Annotated in this window: 16 protein-coding genes and 1 other annotated feature; of the genes, 13 read left to right on the top strand and 3 right to left on the bottom strand. The window is 34.5% G+C overall.

The window, feature by feature from the left end; genetic code table 11:
• Nucleotides 1–196: 196 nt before the first annotated feature.
• Nucleotides 197–1,087: a LysR family transcriptional regulator gene (locus tag J2Z76_RS08190; protein WP_209511552.1), complete on the bottom strand. Its 891-nt coding sequence runs from the start codon at nucleotides 1,085–1,087 to the stop codon at nucleotides 197–199.
• Nucleotides 1,088–1,346: 259 nt separating this feature from the next.
• On the opposite strand from J2Z76_RS08190, the gene J2Z76_RS08185 reads away from it, so the two are divergent.
• The 13 genes from J2Z76_RS08185 (at nucleotide 1,347) to metG (ending at nucleotide 19,251) form a co-directional block, all read left to right on the top strand.
• Complete coding sequence (locus J2Z76_RS08185) at nucleotides 1,347–2,627, top strand: MFS transporter (RefSeq protein ID WP_209511551.1); 1,281 nt, start codon at nucleotides 1,347–1,349, stop codon at nucleotides 2,625–2,627.
• Between the two features lie 157 nt (nucleotides 2,628–2,784).
• Complete coding sequence (locus J2Z76_RS08180; protein WP_209511550.1) at nucleotides 2,785–3,675, top strand: enoyl-CoA hydratase/isomerase family protein; 891 nt, start codon at nucleotides 2,785–2,787, stop codon at nucleotides 3,673–3,675.
• 66 nt (nucleotides 3,676–3,741) lie between these two features.
• Nucleotides 3,742–4,866, top strand: coding sequence for a butyrate kinase (gene buk, locus J2Z76_RS08175; RefSeq protein WP_209511549.1), 1,125 nt, complete (start codon nucleotides 3,742–3,744; stop codon nucleotides 4,864–4,866).
• Between the two features lie 45 nt (nucleotides 4,867–4,911).
• Entirely contained in the window at nucleotides 4,912–5,748 is an 837-nt protein-coding gene (locus tag J2Z76_RS08170; RefSeq protein WP_209511548.1) for a beta-keto acid cleavage family enzyme, read from the top strand.
• Nucleotides 5,749–5,758: 10 nt separating this feature from the next.
• Nucleotides 5,759–6,661 carry a phosphate acyltransferase gene (locus tag J2Z76_RS08165; protein WP_209511547.1) on the top strand — a complete coding sequence of 301 codons (903 nt, stop codon included), beginning with the start codon at nucleotides 5,759–5,761 and terminating at the stop codon, nucleotides 6,659–6,661.
• A gap of 71 nt (nucleotides 6,662–6,732) precedes the next feature.
• Nucleotides 6,733–7,890 carry a thiolase family protein gene (locus J2Z76_RS08160; RefSeq protein ID WP_209511546.1) on the top strand — a complete coding sequence of 386 codons (1,158 nt, stop codon included), beginning with the start codon at nucleotides 6,733–6,735 and terminating at the stop codon, nucleotides 7,888–7,890.
• A 57-nt stretch (nucleotides 7,891–7,947) separates the two neighbouring features.
• Complete coding sequence (locus J2Z76_RS08155) at nucleotides 7,948–9,177, top strand: L-lactate MFS transporter (protein WP_209511545.1); 1,230 nt, start codon at nucleotides 7,948–7,950, stop codon at nucleotides 9,175–9,177.
• Nucleotides 9,177–11,261, top strand: coding sequence for an FAD-dependent oxidoreductase (locus J2Z76_RS08150; protein ID WP_209511544.1), 2,085 nt, complete (start codon nucleotides 9,177–9,179; stop codon nucleotides 11,259–11,261). The genes J2Z76_RS08155 and J2Z76_RS08150 overlap by 1 nt, the downstream gene beginning before the upstream one ends.
• The gene (locus tag J2Z76_RS08145; RefSeq protein ID WP_209511543.1) at nucleotides 11,258–11,902 is read left to right on the top strand and encodes an NADH-ubiquinone oxidoreductase-F iron-sulfur binding region domain-containing protein; all 645 of its coding nucleotides are present in this window, start codon (nucleotides 11,258–11,260) and stop codon (nucleotides 11,900–11,902) included. Before J2Z76_RS08150 ends, J2Z76_RS08145 begins: the two co-directional genes overlap by 4 nt.
• A 73-nt stretch (nucleotides 11,903–11,975) precedes the next feature.
• Entirely contained in the window at nucleotides 11,976–13,493 is a 1,518-nt protein-coding gene (locus tag J2Z76_RS08140) for an FAD-dependent oxidoreductase (RefSeq protein WP_209511542.1), read from the top strand.
• 74 nt (nucleotides 13,494–13,567) lie between these two features.
• Nucleotides 13,568–14,857: an MFS transporter gene (locus tag J2Z76_RS08135; protein ID WP_209511541.1), complete on the top strand. Its 1,290-nt coding sequence runs from the start codon at nucleotides 13,568–13,570 to the stop codon at nucleotides 14,855–14,857.
• Nucleotides 14,858–14,933: 76 nt separating this feature from the next.
• Nucleotides 14,934–16,856, top strand: a complete 1,923-nt coding sequence (locus tag J2Z76_RS08130; RefSeq protein WP_209511540.1) for an FAD-dependent oxidoreductase — start codon at nucleotides 14,934–14,936, stop codon at nucleotides 16,854–16,856.
• Nucleotides 16,857–16,992: 136 nt separating this feature from the next.
• Nucleotides 16,993–17,221, top strand: a binding site (T-box leader).
• A gap of 77 nt (nucleotides 17,222–17,298) precedes the next feature.
• A complete protein-coding gene (gene metG / locus J2Z76_RS08125) occupies nucleotides 17,299–19,251 on the top strand; it encodes a methionine--tRNA ligase (protein WP_209511539.1) in 1,953 nt (650 codons plus the stop codon).
• Nucleotides 19,252–19,346: 95 nt separating this feature from the next.
• Here metG and J2Z76_RS08120 read toward each other — a convergent pair whose 3' ends face one another.
• Together J2Z76_RS08120 and J2Z76_RS08115 are read right to left on the bottom strand one after the other, a co-directional pair.
• On the bottom strand, nucleotides 19,347–19,730 hold the full coding sequence (locus tag J2Z76_RS08120; protein WP_209511538.1) for a desulfoferrodoxin family protein: 384 nt from the start codon (nucleotides 19,728–19,730) through the stop codon (nucleotides 19,347–19,349).
• Nucleotides 19,731–19,823: 93 nt separating this feature from the next.
• Nucleotides 19,824–20,261 carry a threonine/serine exporter family protein gene (locus tag J2Z76_RS08115; protein ID WP_209511537.1) on the bottom strand — a complete coding sequence of 146 codons (438 nt, stop codon included), beginning with the start codon at nucleotides 20,259–20,261 and terminating at the stop codon, nucleotides 19,824–19,826.
• Nucleotides 20,262–20,269: the final 8 nt, after the last annotated feature.

Genomic DNA, 20,269 nt, shown 5'->3' with positions numbered 1-20,269 from the left:
TATTTGAAATTCACTATGCATAATTTGAATTGTACAATCCATAAAAACGTTTTTATAATATTGATATATTAAAAACAGCTGTTTTAATTAATATTTGTGAGGATAATATGTTAAAAGAAAGAATTACTAATGAAAGATATGTAAAATGGTCAAATTTAGAAGAAATTCATGAAATATTTAAAGAATAAATTTATTATTACATGCTAAGCTCTTTGACAATATCCACAAAGCTATTTAGTAATCCGGAAGTCATTGATTTCTTATAAAGCATAACAATAGTGCCATTTGCAAAGTTATCAAGCTGTATATATGAGATGTTTTCCATACCACTTTTAGATATTGATACACAAGTTGGAATGATGCTAAAGCCTAAGCCTAATGAAACATCAAGCATAACGGAGTCTGTAGTATTAACGTAGTTTGTTTTGATTTTCTTTACTCCTGAATAATGTTGAAGTTCATGTATTATGCGTTTTAAAAAAGGAGGTTCTGTGTAATAAGGCAAAACCATGGGCAATGATTTTACAATTTCTGATATTGAGTCAATGGATGGATTAGGGAATAACTTAGATGATACAGCCAAGGAAAATACATCCGTCCCTATAGGAATGCTTTCAATTTCGTCTTCATATGTTGTGGTAGCAAAATCAAAAGTAAATCCAATATTATATACACCATATTGAATGGCAGTGGGAATTTCATTGAAATCATAAGCTTCAACAACCAGTTGAACAGATGGAAATCTTTCCTGAAATAAGATTAAAGAATCATAAAACGTTTTACATAAATCACCTGGTGATGTAATTCTAAGGGTTCCAACATTTCCTTGGGATGCAGCTTGTACATTTTCCGTTATGACCTGCATGTGTTTAATAAATAAATCACAGTCCTTATTGAATACCTTACCCGCATCAGTTAGCTCTATATTTTTATTATTTCTTATGAAAAGTTGGGTATCAAGCTCACTTTCAAGGGCCATTATTTGGCGACTTAAAGTAGACTGACTGATAAAAAAATGTTTTGCAGCTTTAGTGATATTCTTGTATTTGGCAATATATTGAAAATACTGAAGAGTCTCAAGATTCATGGTATAATCCTTTCATAATTGTAGTAAATTAACAATTTATAATTATATTGTTAATTTTAGAACATTTTATCATGTTTTACTGATGAAATCAATATGAACTTATTCCAATACCCTGCAGATATTATTAAAGGGAAGAAACTAAATAGAACTAATAAATTAAAATTTCAATTGATTTAAATAAATATAGAAGTAGTAAATAATTTAATTAAAAATTGAAGTGTCCATTGGATACAATCTAATAAAAATGGAGGATGTTAATATGGTTGTAAAGAATTTAAACAATTCAAATAATAAAAAAGGCACTGAAAAAATAAGTAATAACTTTGGTAAGAAAGGTTGGGGTGTAATAATTTATGTAGGATTTTTGTACTACTTTATGACTGGTATGACTGTGGATGGTTTAAATGTATTAGTGCCAGGGCTAAGTGAACTACATGGTATGGATTATAATCAAATTTTAGCAATGTCTACACCAGCAGGCATTATTGCCTTAATTTCATGTATGTTTTATGGATGGTTGGCTGCTAAAAAAGGGGCACAATTTACAGCGATATTATGTCTTGTATTAGGAGGTTTTGCTACTATTTGGTATGGTAATGCCAATACTCTTACTACTTATGCTATTTCATTAACATTAATGGTTTCACTAATTAATGGTTTTAGTAATATAGCAGGTAACGTATACATGGCAAACTGGTTTCCAAGAACTAAAGGATTGGCACTTGGATGGTCTACTATGGGGATGAATATGGCATCTGCTACAATAGTTATCGTGTTAAACGCTCTTGCAGTTGCATTTGGAGGAATTAATACGTCAGTTACAATTATGGGTATAATCATGATATTATTAGCTATATTTACTAAGATATTCATGAAGGGAACTCCTGAGGAAGCAGGGTGTACACCTGATAATTTGCCTTCTGATCAAGTAAGTGAAGAAATAATAGGAAACTATGAACATAAATTAACTTATATGAAGGTTTTTAAAACAAAGGAAACTTGGTTAATGGCAATTGCGTATGGCATTAATGGAATGGTTACTATTGGTATTATGTCGCAGTTAGTTCCAAGGTTAATGGAAAGAGGATATGAACTTAACACAGCTATTATGATGTTAACAATAGCTGCGGTAATAGGACTATTAGGGAGTTACGCTTGGGGAGTTGTTGATCAAAAATGGGGTACTAAAACAGCATCATTGTGTTTCGCTGTTTGGTATATAGTAGGTATTGGGTTTAATTTAATTGATAATACAATTTGTTTATATATTTCACTTATCATGATAGGTGGTGCTATAGGAGGTAACGCTAATTTTCCTCCATCTATGGTTACAACTATATTTGGAAGAAGAGAGTTTCCTATGGCATTTACAGTAATGAATACTATTCAGGGTGTAATTCGAAACATGGCATTTTTAGTATTAGCGGTAGCTATTAGTATTACGGGATCTTTTACCGGTGCATATATTATATTTATGGGAATAGAAGTGATATCAATAATTGCTATGCTTTTATTAAACGATAAACCAAAAGAAATTTAGTTTATTAAAAGTCGTTATAATATTAATAATATGATATTGAAAAACAAAGTATGTGAAATTTTATATGCATATTTTGAATTGTACAATCCGCAATAATTTTTCTATAATATTTGTATAACAGAGAAACTGTTGTGATTAAAATTTTGGAGGTTAAAATATGTCAACAGAAAGAATTACTAATGCAGGCTATGTAAATTGGCCAAGTTTTGAAGAAATTCAAGAAATGTTTAAAGAACATTTTATAATTACAAGAAGAGAAGACGGAGTTGTAACAGTCCGTATGCACTGCAAGGGAGGACCTTTAATATGGTCAATGGAATTGCACGATGCTATTGGAAAGATGTGGAGAATGCTCGGTACTGACCGCGAAACTGAAATGATAATATTTACAGGTACAGGTAACCTCTGGGTAACTGACTTTGAAGCTGCAAGCTGGGCTCCAGAGGGAGATGATCCTGGACAAACAAGATACAATCACATGTTTGTTGATGGACGTCGTATGATTATAACTATGATTCAAGATGTTGAGGTTCCAACTTTGGGTGTATTAAGCGGATCTGGTGGACATACTGAATTAGCATTGATGTGTGATTTAGCTATTGCAGCAGATGATATCGTTGTACTTGATCCACATATGTTGCCAGGAACTAATAATGTACCAGGAGATGGAATACACAGCTGCTTTATGGAGCTTATGCCTCCAAGATTTGCTGCATGGTATTTGATGACTGGTGATAAAATGTCTCCAGAAGACCTTTTAAGGTTAGGGATGGTATCTGAAATAGTTCCAAGAGAAAAACTTATGGACAGAGCTTATGAAATTGCAGATATGCTTATGGCTCAAAATAGAGTGGCAAGAAGATTAACTACTCAGTTAGTAAGAAGACCTTGGAAGAAAAGGATTGCAGATGATCTTGATATGGCATTTGGAACTGAATTATTTGGAATGTTCTGTGCTGATGAGCTTCATTCAGAACTTTTATCAATGATTAAATATTTGGGACTTGAAGGAAAAATCGACCCACCATTAAAGGGAAAAATAAGATAACATTAAAATTTGCGTGGAGAATTCAATAATTCTCCACATGCTTTAAATAATAGGTGGTGATATAAAATGAAAAAAATTTTTACTATAAATTGTGGTTCTACTTCAACCAAGGTAGCTTATTTTGAAGACGATAAGATGATGAGCAAGATCTCACTTACAATAACTGCAGAACAACTGAAAGAGATGCCAAAAACATTGGATCAGCTTGAATTTCGAACAAATCAAGTCAAGGAGTTCTTAGAAGAAAATAATCTTAATCCTTCTGAATTTGATATTGTTGTTTCAAGAGCAGGAACTATACCTTCAGTTCCATATGACGGTGCATATGAAGTAAATGATTTGATGATTGCATCTGTTACATATGCTCCTGAGGCGCAGCATGCATCGACATTATCATGTTTAATTGCTGATAAGCTGGTAAAAGGGCTTGGAGTTCCTGTAATTATTTATGATCCAACCTGTGTAGATTCAGCAGATGAAATTGCAAAAATTACAGGTATCCCTGAAATTATTAACATGCCGATAGCACATTTGCTTAATACAAAGATGGCAGGAATAACATATGCAGAATCAATCGGTAAAGAATATAAAGATCTTAATCTAATTATAGTACAGCTTGGTGGGGGTATAACTCTTGGTTTTCATGATCACGGTCGTATAGCCGACTGGGTATATGATGATGAAGGTCCTATGTCACCTCAGAGGGCAGGAGCCATTCCAACAAGATACTTAGTAGATTATTGCTATAAAAGTAACAAAACTCTTCAGCAGATGAGGATGCATCTTTGTGGACAATCTGGTGTGGTTGCATATTTTGGCACTCAAGATGTTAGAGATGTAGAAAAAATGATAGATGAAGGCGATGAAAAGGCAAAATTAATTCTAAAGGCTATGGCGTATGGTGTTTCTAAAAGTATAGGACAACTTTCAGTTGTTAGGGGCGGAAAAGTTGACCAGATTATACTTACTGGTGGTGTTGCATATAGCGAAAGAATAACTGACTGGATTAAAGAAAAGGTATCCTTTATTGCTCCAGTTTCAATTATTCCAGGTGAACGTGAAATGGAAGCACTAGCAGCTGGGGGACTTAGAATACTTAATAATGAGGAAGAGGTACACCCATATATATATTATCCAAGAGGATATAACTCAATAGAAGATATATTTAGTAATCCCAATGAACTTGCTTAGGAAAGCAACAACACTTTTTAAGATGGAAGACAATAGGAGGTAATAATGGAATTAGAAAATAAAGTTATAATAACAGCTGCCTTAACAGGGGCTATGACACCTAAGAAATTAAACCCAGCAATACCACTTACTCCAGAGGAAATTGCAGAGGATGCATATAATTGTTGGAAGGCAGGTGCTGCAGTTGTGCATCTTCACATGAGAGATGAAGAAGGTTTGGGCACCATGGACAAAGAAAAATTCAAGAAAACTGTTGATCTAATTAAACAAAGAACAGATTGTGACGTTGTTATTAATTGTACAACTTCTGGTGATAATAGGGCCAGCTATGAAGAAAGAATGGCACATTTACCTTATGTTATGCCTGAGATGGCTTCCTTTGATGCGGGTTCTTTCAACTGGATGCCTTTTGGTATATTTGATAATGCCCCACAGTTTCTTAAGTCATTAGGACTTAAGATGAAAGAGCTTGGCATTAAGCCTGAACTTGAAATATTTGATTCAGGATTTATGAATATTGTTAAGTATTATGTTAAAAAGGAAGTTCTCATTACTCCATGTCATTATCAGTTTGTACTTGGAGTAGGTGGAGGTATGGAGGCATCCGTTAAAAACTTACATTTCCTCTGTGATATGCTTCCTGAAAATGCTACTTGGTCTGCTTTTGGTCTAGGAAAACAGCATTTACCTATTATGTATGCCACTTTGGCATTAGGAGGACATATTAGGGTTGGACTAGAGGATAATGTTTATTATAGCAAGGATAGACTTGGTACTAATGTTGAGTTTGTAGAAAGAGCTGCAAGAGTAATTAAGGAATTTGGAAAAGAACCAGCTACACCTGATGAAGCAAGGCAAATACTTGGTATAAAGAAGAATTAAGGTGAACAGCATGTATAAAAATTTTGATGAACTGATGAATATGCTTATTAATTCAAATGGTCCTATAAAAAGAGCTGTTGTAGCAGGTGCTGCTGATGAGCACGCCCTGGAAGCTGTATTTCTTGCTCAGGAAAAGGGTTTTGTTACACCGGTACTTGTGGGTGTACAAGAAGATATAATTAATAAGCTTCATAAAATGAATTATTTAGATAAGAAGTATAAAATTGTAAATTGTGAAAATGATATTAATCCTTCGGAGATAGCCGTTAAGTTAATCCACAAGGGTGAGGGTGACTTCATCATAAAAGGAAAGTTAGAAACCAAAGACTTGTTAAAACCAATACTTAATAAAGAAACAGGACTTAATAAAAATGGTTTTATTACACATTTTGGATTTATGCAGCTTAAAGGATATCATAAATTGTTATCAATAAGTGATTGCGCAGTAATTCCATATCCAACGTTAGAGGAAAAGAAGAAGATTATTATGTCATGTACGGAAGCCCTTATAAAATTAGGTTATAATAAGCCTGTTGTGGGAGCTTTATGTGCAGTTGAGACTGTAAGTGAAAAAATGCCTGAAACTGTTGATGCTTTGAAGCTTAAGGAAATGTCTATGAAAGGCTTGCTTGGAAATTGTGTTGTTGAAGGTCCCATATCTTTTGATTTAGCAACTAGTAGTGAATCGGCAGAGATAAAAGGATATAAATCACCATATGCTGGAGATGTAGATATGCTACTTGTACCACAGATGGTTACTGGAAACGTGATGAGTAAAATATGGAATGCGGATCCTGATAATATTATGGCAGGTTGTCTTGTTGGGGCGGATATTCCTATTGTTCTAACATCTAGGAGTGCAAGCATGAATGAAAAGTTATATTCAATACTTTTATGCACCATGCTAAGTTAAGGTTTGAAGTTGATTAATCTTCAAATCTAAAAATGATTATTAACAATTTAACTAAGAAAGGAATCTTTAAAATGGAAAATTGCGTAATAGTAGCTTATGGCCGATCGGCTATAGGAAAAGCAGGCCGTGGATCTTTGTCAACAGTAAACCCTATAGATTTTGGAGCAGAGGTACTTAGGGGAGTTGTTGAAAGGGTGCCTCAGTTAAAATTAAGCGATATTGATGATGTTATTGTAGGATGTGCTATACCAGAAGGAAAAATGGGTTTGAATCCTGGGAGAAACCTAACTATAAGAGCAGGTTTCCCAGTAGAGGTTCCTGGTCAGACAGTTAATAGATTTTGTGCATCTGGAATTCAGTCGATTGCAACAGGAGCTTCGATGATTATGAGCGGCTTGCAGGATGTTGTTGTTGCAGGTGGAGTGGAATCTATGAGTTGTCCTGTTCTTTCAGAGTCTTCTGAATTTTTAAATACATGGCTTTTAGACCATACTGATATTTATATGCCCATGGGAATAACTGCTGAAAATGTTGCTGAAAAATTTGGAATAACGAGAGAAAGAATGGAGCATATGTCTGTTGAAAGTCATGCAAAAGCATCAGAAGCTGTGGAAAATGGTTTGTTTGATGATGAGATTATTCCTGTAAAAGGTTTTGATAAAGAAGGTAATGCAGTAGTTTTCAAAAGAGATGAATGTTATCGAAAAGGAACTAATAAGGAATCTTTAGCTAAGTTGAAACCTTGCTTTAAGGACGATGGATTAGTAACTGCTGCTACTTCCTCACAGAGAAGTGACGGTGCTTCTTTTGTGGTATTGATGTCCAAAAAAAAAGCACAGTCATTAGGTATTAAGGGTATAGCTAAATTTACAACCTTTGTCGTTGAAGGTCTAGAGCCCTCATATATGGGTTTAGGACCAATTTACGCCATAGAAAAAGTCATTGATAAATCTGGTCTAAGTTTAAATGACATTGATGTTATTGAGTTGAATGAAGCCTTTGCATCTCAGGCAATTGCAACCATAGATGAACTCAATCTTGATAAGAAAAAGGTAAATCCAAGAGGTGGAGCGCTTGCATTAGGACATCCTTTGGGAGCTACAGGTGCGATATTACTTGGTAAAGCGCTAAATTATTTAAAAACTGTTGATGGTCGTTATGGTCTTGTCAGCATGTGCATAGGCGGAGGAATGGGAGCAGCCTGTATCGTTGAAATGATAAAAGAGTAATCTGTAATAGCTTCATGATAAGTTTAATTACGTATTAACATAGAAGGAGACATAAGAATGGATTTCAAACAAAAAAGATGGAAATATTTGGCGGCAGCCATGCTAATGGCACTATGTTCAGGAATAGGATATACTTGGAGTGTGTTTCAAAAGCCACTTATGGAAGATTTCAACTGGGCGCTTAAGACCATTTCTCTAACATTTACGATACAGATACTTGTATCAACCCTTGCACCTGTTTTTTTAGGAAGATATCAAAAGGTATTAGGGGTTAAGAAATACCTGTGGATTGGTATAGGAATTTACTTAACTGGTCTAGTTGCAACAATGTTTACAAGCTCAATTGGCTATTTGTATATTATGTATGGAATTGTTGTAGGTATTGGAATTAGTATGCTCTACCCAAGTCTGATGGCATACAGTACAAGTTTGTTTCCAGATAAGACAGGAATGGCTTCGGGTATGCTGGCATGTGCCTATGGTGGAGGATCAATTATCTGGGCTCCATTAGCAGCTTATTTTACTAAGCAGTATGGTGTACTTTATGTATTTGGAATATTAGCTGTTATATTTGCAGTCGTTATGATACCTACATCTTTTTTGATAAGAAGTGTACCGGAACATTTTAATCCTCAGGCTGAAAAAAAGAGTAAAAAAAATCTGAATGTAGTATCTGTAAAAGATTATACTTGGAAGGAAATGCTGAGGACTGGAAGGTTTTATATTATTTTAACTGCATTGACACTGGGTGCAACTTCAGGACTTATGATAACCGGACATGCATCTTCTATGCTTCAAGAAATTCAAAAAATGACAGCTGAACAAGCTGCATTATTAATAGGATTTATTTCGATTTCAAATGCATTAGGAAGGTTAACCTTTGGCTTTGTTTCCGATAGGTTAGGAAGATACAATATTATGTTATTGTTGTTTTCGGTAATAGGATGTTCAATGGTATTACTTACAAAGTCAGAAGGTATGGTTTTTGATGGAGCACTTCTGGCAATTAGTGCTTGCTATGGAGGTTTCACTTCCATGTTTTCGCCTATTTGCGCAGATAACTTTGGTATAAAAAATCTTTCGTTCAATTACGCGTTTTTGTATGTTGCCTATGGAATAGCTGGTGTTATTGGTCCTCAGCTAGCTGCATGGACAAAGACGGTAAGTGGTGGATACAATCTTGCATTCATAGCAGTAGCGGTAATGAGCGCAGTAGGGTTTGGTTTAACATTTTTGTTGAAAATAATGGCTTCTGGTAGATACACTGCTATAGTAAGGAGTAAATAATGAAGAAAATAAGATTAAAAATTGATGGCTATAATATTGAAGCGATTGAAGGACAAAATCTTCTTCAGGCGGCTTTAGATGCGGGGATATATATTCCTCACCTATGTTATCATCCGGATTTAACACCAAGTGGTAGTTGTAAGCTATGTGCTGTTGAAGTAGAAGGACAGTCTGATATCGTTCAATCGTGTGAAACAATTGTTGAGGAAGGTATGGTAGTCAGTACGAAAACTGAAGAGGTGAATAAGCTTCGTATGTTATCTCTTGAACTTATGTTGGCAAGCCATCCAAAGGACTGCACTTCATGTGATAAGTATCTAAATTGTGAACTTCAAGCTTTAATGCAGTATATGGGCGTATCGCATTCAAGGCTTCGTGACATTGAAAAAGAAAACACGAGGATTGCTGTATCTGATAATCTTATAAAAAAAGAAATGCAACGTTGTATTCAATGCGGTCGTTGTGTAAAAGTATGCGAAGAGTATCGTGGAGTTAAGGCCTTGTCTATAAATAAGAAAAATGACGAAACTTATATAAACACTATTGGTGATAAGTTGATGATTGATTCAGATTGCAGATTTTGTGGGGCTTGTGTTGAAGTTTGTCCAACAGGAGCAATACAGGATATGAAGGGAATTTTCTCAAAGGATTCACCTAAAAATATGGCATTAGTTCCATGTAAAAATGATTGCCCTGCACACACTGACATACCTGAATATATAAGGCTTACAAAAGAAGGCAGGTATAGCGACGCTGTATCAGTAATAAGAGAAAAATTAACATTTCCGCATTCTTTGGGATATATTTGTACTCATGTTTGCGAATCAAGTTGTAAAAGAACGTATCTTAATGAACCTATTTCAATAAGGGAAATTAAAAAATTTGCAGTAGAAAATGATAAGGAAGAAACTTGGAAAACTAAGGTTAAGAGAAGCAAATCTAATGGTAAAAAAGTGGCAGTAATAGGGGGAGGCCCTTCTGGAATGACAGCGGCTTACTATTTGGTTAAAAAGGGATATGAAGTTGATGTATATGAGCGTCAGACTCTTGCTGGTGGTATGCTGTCCTATGGAATTCCGAAATACAGACTTTCACAAAAAATTGTGGATAATGAAATTAATATATTGAAAGAAGAGGGAATAAATATTCATCTTAATTCAAATATAAGTTCTCTTGATGAATTGAAGGACAAGGGATATGATGCCCAGCTTATAGCTTTGGGTGCTTGTAATGGAAAAAGACCTCCCGTATATAACAAGAAATGGTTAAATGCAGTGGATGCAGTAGACTTCTGTAGAATGGCTAACGAAGGAAAGCTTATTGAACTTGGAGATACTGTTACAGTGTATGGTGGAGGAAATGTTGGTTTTGACTGTGCGCGCACAGCTAAAATGATGGGTGTAAAAACTGTTCGTGTTGTATGTCTTGAATCTAGAGAGGCAATGCTGGCAGACAAAGAAGAAATAACAGCAGCATTAGAAGAAGGAATTGAAATTTTAAACAGCAAATCTATGTTAACAATAGAAGATGATGAGGAAAAAATTAATTCATTAACGTTAATTGATATCAAAGGCTTTAGTTTTAGCAATAAAGGTCTAGAGTTAGACGTAGTAGATGGATCAGAAACAGTTCTTAATACCGATATGCTAATTTTTGCTACAGGACAACAGCCAGGGTTGAGTGATGACTTTGGAATTGAACTTGTTAAAGGTAGCTTTGCCAAGGTTGATGATAAAATGAAAACAAATATTGATGGAATTTTTGCTTGTGGTGACGTCTCCTATGGAACTAAATCTGTGGTTCAAGCTATTGCTTCCGGACGTGATGCAGCTATAAATATAGACCTTTATTTAGGCGGTGATGGAGATATATCAGATATTCTTTACGAGAGGCAAAAGAAAAATCCAAATATAGGTGTTAAGGAAAATTTCGCAAAATTAAATAGAATCGAAACTTTTCATAATAAATGCGAAGCTTTAGAGGAAACAGATCGTTGTTTGCAGTGTGACTTAAGGTTAGATATACAAAAAGTTAAATATTGGGTAGATCCACATTATAAGAAGGTTAAGGAGGTGACGGAATGATTTGTGATAAAAAATTAGAATTCCCTAAATGGGATGAATCTGATCTTAACTCGTGTGTAGTGGATTACTGTGTTCATATTATGGATACAGCAAGGAGAGAATCTTGTGGAAAGTCTGTGCTTTGTCGTGAAGGAACATGGCAGGCTTATGAAATAATCAAGTACATTGCCAAAGGAAATGGTAGGAGTGATGATATTGAGCTTCTACAAGAGCTGCTTGAACAGATAAAAAGACATGAAAGTTGTGAAATGGCAAGAGATGCTGCATCTATATGTCTTGAGCTTATAGTAAAGCATGAGGATGAATGGAGTAAACATATCCGAAGAAAAATTTGTTCAAATATGATATGTAAAGGAATGTACACTTTGTATATTGATCCACAGCTTTGTGATGGATGTGGGCTATGTCTCAATAGTTGCCCTTCCAATTCTATTGCAGGAGGAGAACAAATGATTCACGTCATTGATACAGAGTTATGCAATAAGACATTAGCATGTGTACATGTATGTCCGAAAGGGGCAATCAAGAAGGCAGGAGCGGTTAAACCGAGAATTCCTAAAGAACCAATTCCTGTGGGAAATGTTGGAGAGTCATCAGACGAACAAATTGGCAAAACTACTAGGCGTCGAAGACGTAAGTAACAAGGAATGTTTTTTAGTAATTGTAAATAAAGTTATCAAACTTTATATAAAAGTGAAAGGAGGAAACAAAGAAATGAGTAAGAATTACGAAGCTGATGTTATTGTTATTGGAGGAGGTGCCTCCGGAATTACAGCTGCTGTAGCATCTGCTGAAAAGGATGCAAGTGTAATAGTTCTTGAGAAAGGAAGTACTACAGGTGGAGCTGCAAACATGGGAATGGGAATTTTTGCGGTGGAATCAAAGTACCAAAAAGCTCAGTTAGTTGACTTTTCAAAAGAAGATGCTTTCAACTTATTAATGAATTACACTCATTGGAGAGTGGATGCTAGACTTGTAAGAAAATATATTGAGCAATCAAGCAATACCATTGAGTGGATGGAATCCCTAGGAGTCGAATTTTTAGGAGCATATAAGTATTTTGAAAAATCTACTCAAACTTGGCATATTGTTAAAACTAAAGGAAGTAATGCACCAGCTGAAAGATCAGCATCAAACATGTTCCGTGCATTAACTGAAAGGTCTGAAGAATTGGGTGTTGAAATTCTTTATAACACAAAGGCTACGCAAATTCTAATGGAAAACGGTTACGTGACTGGTGTTGAATTCGTTGGAGAAGATGGTGAGAAGGTTATAGCTGAATGTAATGCTGTTATCGTTGCAACAGGTGGATTTGGCGATAATCCTAAAATGATTCAAGATATTCTAGGCTATGAATGGGGTAAAGATTTACATTCCTTTAGAATACCTGGAGTACAAGGAGAAGGTCTCAGAATGCTTTGGGAAGCAGGAGCTGGAAAAACAGTTCCAACAATGGAATTAACCTTTACTACGCCTGGCGTAACAGATGTATTTAAAACCCTGAGCGAAACAATGCGTCAGCCAAACCTTATGGTTAATCTTGATGGTAAAAGATTTTATAATGAAGAGTTAATGAGCAATACTGTTTATACAGGAAATGCTATTTCTTTGCAAAGGGAAAGAATGGCTTTCACAATTATTGATGATAGTATTCTTAACACTTACCGAAAAACTGGACTTGATTATGTAACAATTCATCACAATATTAAGACTGTTGATAAGTGGGATAAGGAACTTCAGACATATTTAAGCGGAGGTCAATCTGAAAAAACAGGATTGAGCGAACTTCATAATGAAGAACAGAAACACCAGGTGAATATATATGAGGCAGATACCCTCGAAGAGCTTTGCGAAAAGACAGGAATATGCTTGGAAAACCTTAAGCAAACATTAGAGGAATATAATGAAAGCTGCACTACATCAGATGAAATGTTTTTTAAAAAGCATAAATATATGAAACCCTTTAAAAGTGGTAAATTCTATGCTGCAAGACATTATCCTGCAGGGTATGGAAGTCTTGGCGGTGTTAAGACTAATGATAATATGGAAGTGCTTAATGATGCAGGAATTAAAATATCAGGTCTTTACGCATGTGGTACAGATGCTTGTAATATTTATGGTGACAGCTATTGCTTCTTCCTTCCAGGGAACACTATGAGCTTTGCAGTTAATAGTGGAAGAATAGCAGGCTATAGCGCAGTGGAATATATGGACTCAGACGAATTTAATTAAAATAATATTAAGGTATATATCAGTAATGAAATTTTGTTTACAAAAATAAAAAATTAAAATCTTGGAGGATTAGAATGTTTAAGAACAAGCAATTTATAAGATATGCCTTTACATTTATCATTATCGGAATATTTTACAACTTTTTTTATTCAGGACTTCAAAATGATCATTTGAATATATTGACTCCATTTTTGCAATCAACATATGGTTGGGATGACTTGACTATAACAAATCCTGTAACTATAGGTGCACTCGTAACCATTGTTGTTTACTTGATAATAGGTACTGCCTTTGTTAAGTATGGCGTAAGAAAAATTTTAGTGCCAAGTATTCTTTTGCTAGCATTAGGATGTGTAGGTATTTCATTTGCAGGAAAAAGTTATACAATTTATGCAATCAGTATTTTTATAGTGAGAATTATGGTTGTTCCCCTTCAGATGGGTGGCTTTATGCTTGCTGCTAACTGGTTTATTAAGTACAGAGGCAGAGTGTTGGGGATAATAACAGCTGGAAGTCCGTTGGTATCTGTAGTAGGTATTGGTCTTTTGACATCTTTGGTAGGCTCCTATGGTTTAAATACCTATATGATGATTGCAGCAGTCTTAGTTGTTATGGCTATTATAACAGCATTTGGTTTAAAAGATAGTCCGGAAGAAGTTGGCTTGTATCCAGATGGTGCAGTAGTAGCACCTGCTTCAGAGAATGATGAATCAGAAGAAACAGTATCACTTAAAACTCTTTTAGCTGATTCAAGAGCTTGGAAACTTATAATTTCATATGGTATATTCCAGTTTGTAATTACGTGTATGATGTCTTATATGGCTATGAGATATATAAGCTTAAGCACGCCAGAAGACATACCTAACCTTTTTGTAAGCAAAGCATTATTTTGGCTTTCAATTGGAGCAGCATCAGGAATTCCTATGAGCTATGTGCTTGGGTGGATTGACGATAAGCTTGGCTCAATCAAGGCATCTATAGTATTAAATCTAATGTTTATTTTGGCGGTTGTTCCTCTTGCGATTATGCCTCAAGGAGGAAATGGTGTCTTAATGGCAGTTTGGGCATTTGGTGTTGCATGTATGACAGGAGGAGTTCCTACAATGCATCCTTGCGTAACGTCATATGTGTATGGACGTAAAAAATATATGGCAGCAAACAAGTGGATAATGACTATACAGGCAATTCCTATGGCGTTTGCCCTCACATTTATGGGTGCATTTAATCAGGCAGGACAGCTGACAACAGCGTATTATATACTTATAGGATTGCTAGTTGTATCTTTTGTTACAATTCTTTCAATGAAAAATATTCCAGATGCGAATGCTGCTGATAGAGACTACACTAAAGTAGAAGCTAAATAAGTAATTTAAATATAATAATAGAAATAAACTAACAGGTTATAATAACCTGTTAGTTTATTTCTGAAAAGAGGTATATATGAATAAAAAATATCAGAATTTAATGAGTCCGATTCGAATCGGAAAGCATATGATTAAAAATAGAATTATAGCTGCTCCTGTAACACTTCATTCAGCTTCAAACGGAGAAACCTACCCTAATGAGTCAGCTATGGACTTTTTTGTTCAAAGGGCAAGGGCGGGTGCAGGTATTGTAGTATGCGCTGGTGCAAAGCTTTTGCCAGTTAAGGATGACGGGGAGCATGCAGGCTGGGATTTATATAAGCATAATTCGATGAACAGTCTTGCTGAGCTGGCGGAAAGAATTCATTTTTATGGAGCAAAGGCTTCTATGGAGCTAATAGGAATTTTCGACGATGGTTATGTAGCATCTGAAGGGGGATTGCTAATGGATATGGTGACTTCTGGACGTGAAATTCCCATAAGTGAAATGATGCGTTACAAAGAAGGCTATGCACATTGTGCAGAGATGCTTATGAATCTTGGTTTTGATGGCATTCTTCTTCATTTTGGACACAGCATACCGATTGCTCAATTTTTGTCTCCATTGACTAATAAAAGAACTGATAAGTATGGTGGAAGCTTTGAAAATAGAATGCGCTATTTAGTTGAAATACTTGAAGCAATAAGAGAAAAAGTCGGCAATAACATGATTATTGAAATACGTATGTCAGCTAATGAATTTAAAGAGGGTGGGATTGATTTAGAAGAAGGATTGAAGATTGCAGAAGTATTTCAGGAATATGCAGATATAGTTCAGGCAAGCTGTGGGATGATTACTCCGGATCTTATGTGCCGTACTCATCCTTGCGATTTTCTGCCTCCTAATCCTAATGTTTATTTGGCAGAATCTTTTAAGAAATCAGGAAGAATTAAATCATTAGTAACAGCTATAGGAGCAATAGGAAGTTTTGAGGATGCAGAGAATATTATTGCATCAGGCAAGGCAGACTTTATAGCCATGTCAAGGGCATTAATAGCTGATCCTAATCTTATACCAAAAAGCCTTGTTGGTAATGCGGAGGATGTTGTTGTTCCCTGCATAAAATGTATGAGGTGCCATGATAGCGCTGTTTACGGTCATTTTTTCCAATGCTCGGTAAATCCTACTATTGGATTGATGCATCGTTTAGACAGCATGATTAAGCCTTCAACCGAAAAGAAAAGGGTGGCTGTCGTAGGAGGAGGCCCATCAGGTATGTATGCCGCTTTGACAGCTTCAAAGCGTGGTCATGATGTGACACTTTATGAGAAAACTAATAGCCTTGGTGGAACTCTTAAATTTGCTACAAAGGTTGATTTTAAATATTCATTGGCTAAATTCATGAATTATTTAATTTCACAGGTGGAAAAATCCTCAATTAAGATTTGTCTTCAGTATGAGGCAACACCTGAGCAGATTAGGTTGAAAGGTTATGATGTTGTCATTTCTTCTGTGGGAGCTGAGCCTTTAGTTCCTCCTATACCAGGTATTGAGAACTGTATTCATGCGACAGAATCCTACGGTAAAGAGGATAGACTTGGAAATAATGTTGTTGTCATTGGTGGTGGACAGGTGGGTTGTGAAACATCTTTGCATTTAGCAAGACTGGGCAAACAAGTTACTGTAGTTGAAATGCGTAAGGAGTTAGCACCAGATGCATCAATAACTCACAGAGGAGATATAATGGCGGAAATTGCTAAGGAAGCTAATTTCAAACAGTTAACAGAGGCGAAATGCACAAGTGTAGGTAAAGAAAGTGTTACATATGAAAAAGAAGGCAAAAATCATATGCTTACAGCTGATAGTATAATTTTAGCAGCAGGTATGAAGCCGAATACTGTTTTATCTGATAGTTTTGCTGGTACTTCAGACTCTTACTGGGCAACAGGTGATTGTGTAAAAGCTCGTACAGTTGAAATGGCAGTAAGAGAAGGTTATTTTGCCGGAATCAATATTTAATTAGAGTAGAGTGAGCTAATCTTTATAATATCTTCCTTTATTTGTAAAGGTAGATATTATTGAAGAAATAAATTATTGACAAATCTATGATATTTATGTATAGTTTTACTATTGATACAAATAATATAATAAATAAATAAAAGCAATGAAAAGAAGAGTAGTTTTAAAATTATGATATAGAGAACTGGGTTTGGTGGAAACCAGAGATTGATTTTAAAATGAAGATGGTCTTGGAGCTTTGTACTCGAGCAATATACGTTAGAGTATGGCGGAGTAACCGTTAAATTACAAGGTTAATAACCTATTGAGACACATATCGTGAGGTATGTGTAAAAAAGAGTGGTAACGCGATAATCGCCTCTTAGCTATTGCAGCTAAGAGGCTTTATTATTTTATTATGTTGTGTAAGACCTTAAAAATAAATCAGGAGGATAAGATAATAATGAATAAAGGTAAATATTATATAACTACTGCAATTGCATATACATCAGGTAAACCCCATATTGGTAACACATATGAAATAGTTTTAGCAGATAGTATTGCTAGATTTAAAAAGCAAAATGGTTATGATGTATATTTTCAAACAGGAACAGATGAACATGGAGAAAAAATACAAATAAAAGCACAAGAAGCAGGAAAAACACCACAACAATTTGTTGATGAAGTTGCAGGGGAAATCAAGAGAATTTGGGATATAATGAACACTAGTTATGATAAGTTTGTTAGAACTACAGATAAAGAGCATGTTAAAACAGTACAGAAAATATTTAAAAAACTATATGACCAAGGAGATATATACAAAGGTCACTATGAAGGTTGGTACTGTACTCCTGATGAATCATTCTTTACTGAATCACAATTAGTAGATGGCAAATGTCCTGACTGTGGCAGAGAAGTTAAAAAAGCAAAAGAAGAAGCATATTTCTTTAAAATGAGCAAATATGCAGATAGATTAATGAAACATATAGAAGAAAATCCTAAATTTATTCAACCAGAATCACGTAAAAATGAAATGGTTAATAACTTTATTAAACCAGGATTACAAGATTTATGTGTTTCCAGAACATCTTTTAACTGGGGAGTTCCAGTAACTTTTGATGAAGGTCACGTTGTATATGTATGGATAGATGCATTAAGTAATTACATTACATTCCTTGGATATGACACAGAAGGAAATCACGGTGAATTGTATAAAAAATATTGGCCAGCAGATGTTCACCTTATAGGAAAAGATATACTTCGTTTCCACACTATATATTGGCCGATACTACTGATGGCACTAGGAGAAGAATTACCTCTTCAAGTATTTGGTCACCCATGGCTTTTGGTTGGGGAAGGAAAGATGAGTAAATCTAGAGGAAATGTTATATATGCAGATGATTTAGTTAATTATTTTGGAGTAGATGCAGTTAGATACTATGTACTTCATGAAATGCCATTTGCTAATGACGGAACTATTACTTATGACTTAATTATAGAGAGAATAAATTCAGATTTAGCAAATATACTTGGAAATTTAGTAAATAGAACAGTTTCAATGACTAATAAATATTTTAATGGAGAAATACTTTCTCCAACTGAACATGAATCTATAGACGAAGAATTAATTAAGCTCGCACTTGATACTTCTAAGCGTGTTGAAGAAAGAATGGAAACACTTAGAGTATCAGATGCATTAGATGAAATATTTACACTTCTAAGACGAAGCAATAAATATATAGATGAAACTCAACCTTGGATACTAGGTAAAGATGAAAGTAAAAAGGAAAGGCTTGCTACTGTTCTTTATAATTTACTTGAATCCATAAGAATAGCAGCAGTGTTAATAGAGCCGTTCTTACCTGAAACAGCACAAAAAATATATAAACAGTTGAATACAAATAAAACAAATTGGGAGTCATTGCAGGAATTCAATGGTATGGTACCTGGTAATAAAGTTGGAACACCTGAAATTTTATTTGCAAGAATAGATGTTGCTAAAAAAATAGAAGAAATAAACAAGCATTTAGGTATAAGTGTAGAGGATAATAAAACTCAAGAAACAACTAATAAAAAAGAGGAAAAAGAAGAAAACTTAATAACAATTGACGATTTTTGTAAAATTGATTTAAGAGTTGCGGAAGTAGTTAAAGCAGAAAAACATCCAGATGCAGATAAATTATTAATTCTCCAACTTAAACTCGGAGATGAAACAAGACAGGTGGTTTCAGGTATAGCAAAATATTATCAGCCCGAAGATTTATTAGGTAAAAAAGTTGTAATGGTTTATAATTTACAACCTGTTAAACTTAGAGGGGTTGATTCCTACGGGATGATATTAGCAGCACAAAAGGGAAAGAAATTAACATTGGTTTCTACATTAGAAGATCTTCCTGGTGGCGCTAAGATTTCGTAATAACGGCATAACAATATAAGGTATATTGAATTTAATAATTTAATATAAAAAATGGATTTAAATCGTTTTACGACTTAAATCCATTTTTCGTATAATTATATTTCTTTTTTCCAAAGACCATGAAGATTGCAATATTCATATACTTCTATAGCCTTGTCGCCTTCTGCAAGTGCAAATACTGCAACAGGTTCTTCACCTGGTTTTAAGCATTTTCTTTGAACTCCATTTTCAGTTTTAAGATAAATCCATTGTATGTAATGTTCTTCAACCATTGGATGAGTTACACTTCCTACTTTAACTGTTACTTTATTTCCTTCTACTTCTACTACTGGAACGTGTTTTTCTTTAGCAGCATCAACAGTATTAGCAACTAATTCTTGCATTTCTTGACCACAGCATATCATTTTAACACCTGAATCATTAACCATTTCTACTAAGTTTCCACATTCTCTACAAATTACAAATTTTGTTTTACACATAATCTATTTTCCTCCTGAAATATTTAATTACTACCAATAATTATTATATACCCAAATATTATAAATTAAAACATTAAAATAAATATAAATTTTCTAACGTTTATATTTAATTGGTAATTTAGATGCGACAAGACTCATTAATGCCATTGCAATAGCCATTGCTCCAATGTTTAAAATTGTTCCAACCCCTATTTCTAATGCACTAGATAAATCATCTTGAACAAATGATAGCATTGTTTGATACAAACCTAAACCAGGTACTATAGGGACAACAGCTGGAAATATAAATATTGTAGCAGGCATTTTAAACAACCTTGCACAAATTTCACCTGATATTGCTATTACTAAAGTACCTAAGAAAAAGCCAATCATTATTTGATTAATATTAACACATAAATAATATATCATATAACCTATAGCTGCAATAAAGGATGAAATAGGTATAACCTTTTTAGGCGAATTCATTATTAATGCAAAAAAACATGTAGCTACAAAACAATAAATCATATTTAAAAGTAATTCTTTTATCATAATAAACT

The sequence above is a fragment of the Sedimentibacter acidaminivorans genome (assembly GCF_017873955.1).
GTDB lineage: Bacteria > Bacillota > Clostridia > Tissierellales > Sedimentibacteraceae > Sedimentibacter > Sedimentibacter acidaminivorans.
This window is presented reverse-complemented; position numbering and strand designations above follow the sequence as displayed.

What these genes read in the sequence shown, in the direction of transcription:
- J2Z76_RS08140 (WP_209511542.1), top strand. Translation starts at nt 11,976, where the DNA reads ATGAGTAAGAATTACGAAGCTGATGTTATTGTTATTGGAGGAGGTGCC.
- J2Z76_RS08115 (WP_209511537.1), bottom strand. Translation starts at nt 20,261, where the DNA reads ATGATAAAAGAATTACTTTTAAATATGATTTATTGTTTTGTAGCTACA.
- metG (WP_209511539.1), top strand. Translation starts at nt 17,299, where the DNA reads ATGAATAAAGGTAAATATTATATAACTACTGCAATTGCATATACATCA.
- J2Z76_RS08190 (WP_209511552.1), bottom strand. Translation starts at nt 1,087, where the DNA reads ATGAATCTTGAGACTCTTCAGTATTTTCAATATATTGCCAAATACAAG.
- J2Z76_RS08165 (WP_209511547.1), top strand. Translation starts at nt 5,759, where the DNA reads ATGTATAAAAATTTTGATGAACTGATGAATATGCTTATTAATTCAAAT.
- J2Z76_RS08150 (WP_209511544.1), top strand. Translation starts at nt 9,177, where the DNA reads ATGAAGAAAATAAGATTAAAAATTGATGGCTATAATATTGAAGCGATT.
- J2Z76_RS08185 (WP_209511551.1), top strand. Translation starts at nt 1,347, where the DNA reads ATGGTTGTAAAGAATTTAAACAATTCAAATAATAAAAAAGGCACTGAA.
- J2Z76_RS08155 (WP_209511545.1), top strand. Translation starts at nt 7,948, where the DNA reads ATGGATTTCAAACAAAAAAGATGGAAATATTTGGCGGCAGCCATGCTA.
- J2Z76_RS08180 (WP_209511550.1), top strand. Translation starts at nt 2,785, where the DNA reads ATGTCAACAGAAAGAATTACTAATGCAGGCTATGTAAATTGGCCAAGT.
- J2Z76_RS08135 (WP_209511541.1), top strand. Translation starts at nt 13,568, where the DNA reads ATGTTTAAGAACAAGCAATTTATAAGATATGCCTTTACATTTATCATT.
- J2Z76_RS08170 (WP_209511548.1), top strand. Translation starts at nt 4,912, where the DNA reads ATGGAATTAGAAAATAAAGTTATAATAACAGCTGCCTTAACAGGGGCT.
- J2Z76_RS08120 (WP_209511538.1), bottom strand. Translation starts at nt 19,730, where the DNA reads ATGTGTAAAACAAAATTTGTAATTTGTAGAGAATGTGGAAACTTAGTA.
- J2Z76_RS08145 (WP_209511543.1), top strand. Translation starts at nt 11,258, where the DNA reads ATGATTTGTGATAAAAAATTAGAATTCCCTAAATGGGATGAATCTGAT.
- J2Z76_RS08130 (WP_209511540.1), top strand. Translation starts at nt 14,934, where the DNA reads ATGAATAAAAAATATCAGAATTTAATGAGTCCGATTCGAATCGGAAAG.
- buk (WP_209511549.1), top strand. Translation starts at nt 3,742, where the DNA reads ATGAAAAAAATTTTTACTATAAATTGTGGTTCTACTTCAACCAAGGTA.
- J2Z76_RS08160 (WP_209511546.1), top strand. Translation starts at nt 6,733, where the DNA reads ATGGAAAATTGCGTAATAGTAGCTTATGGCCGATCGGCTATAGGAAAA.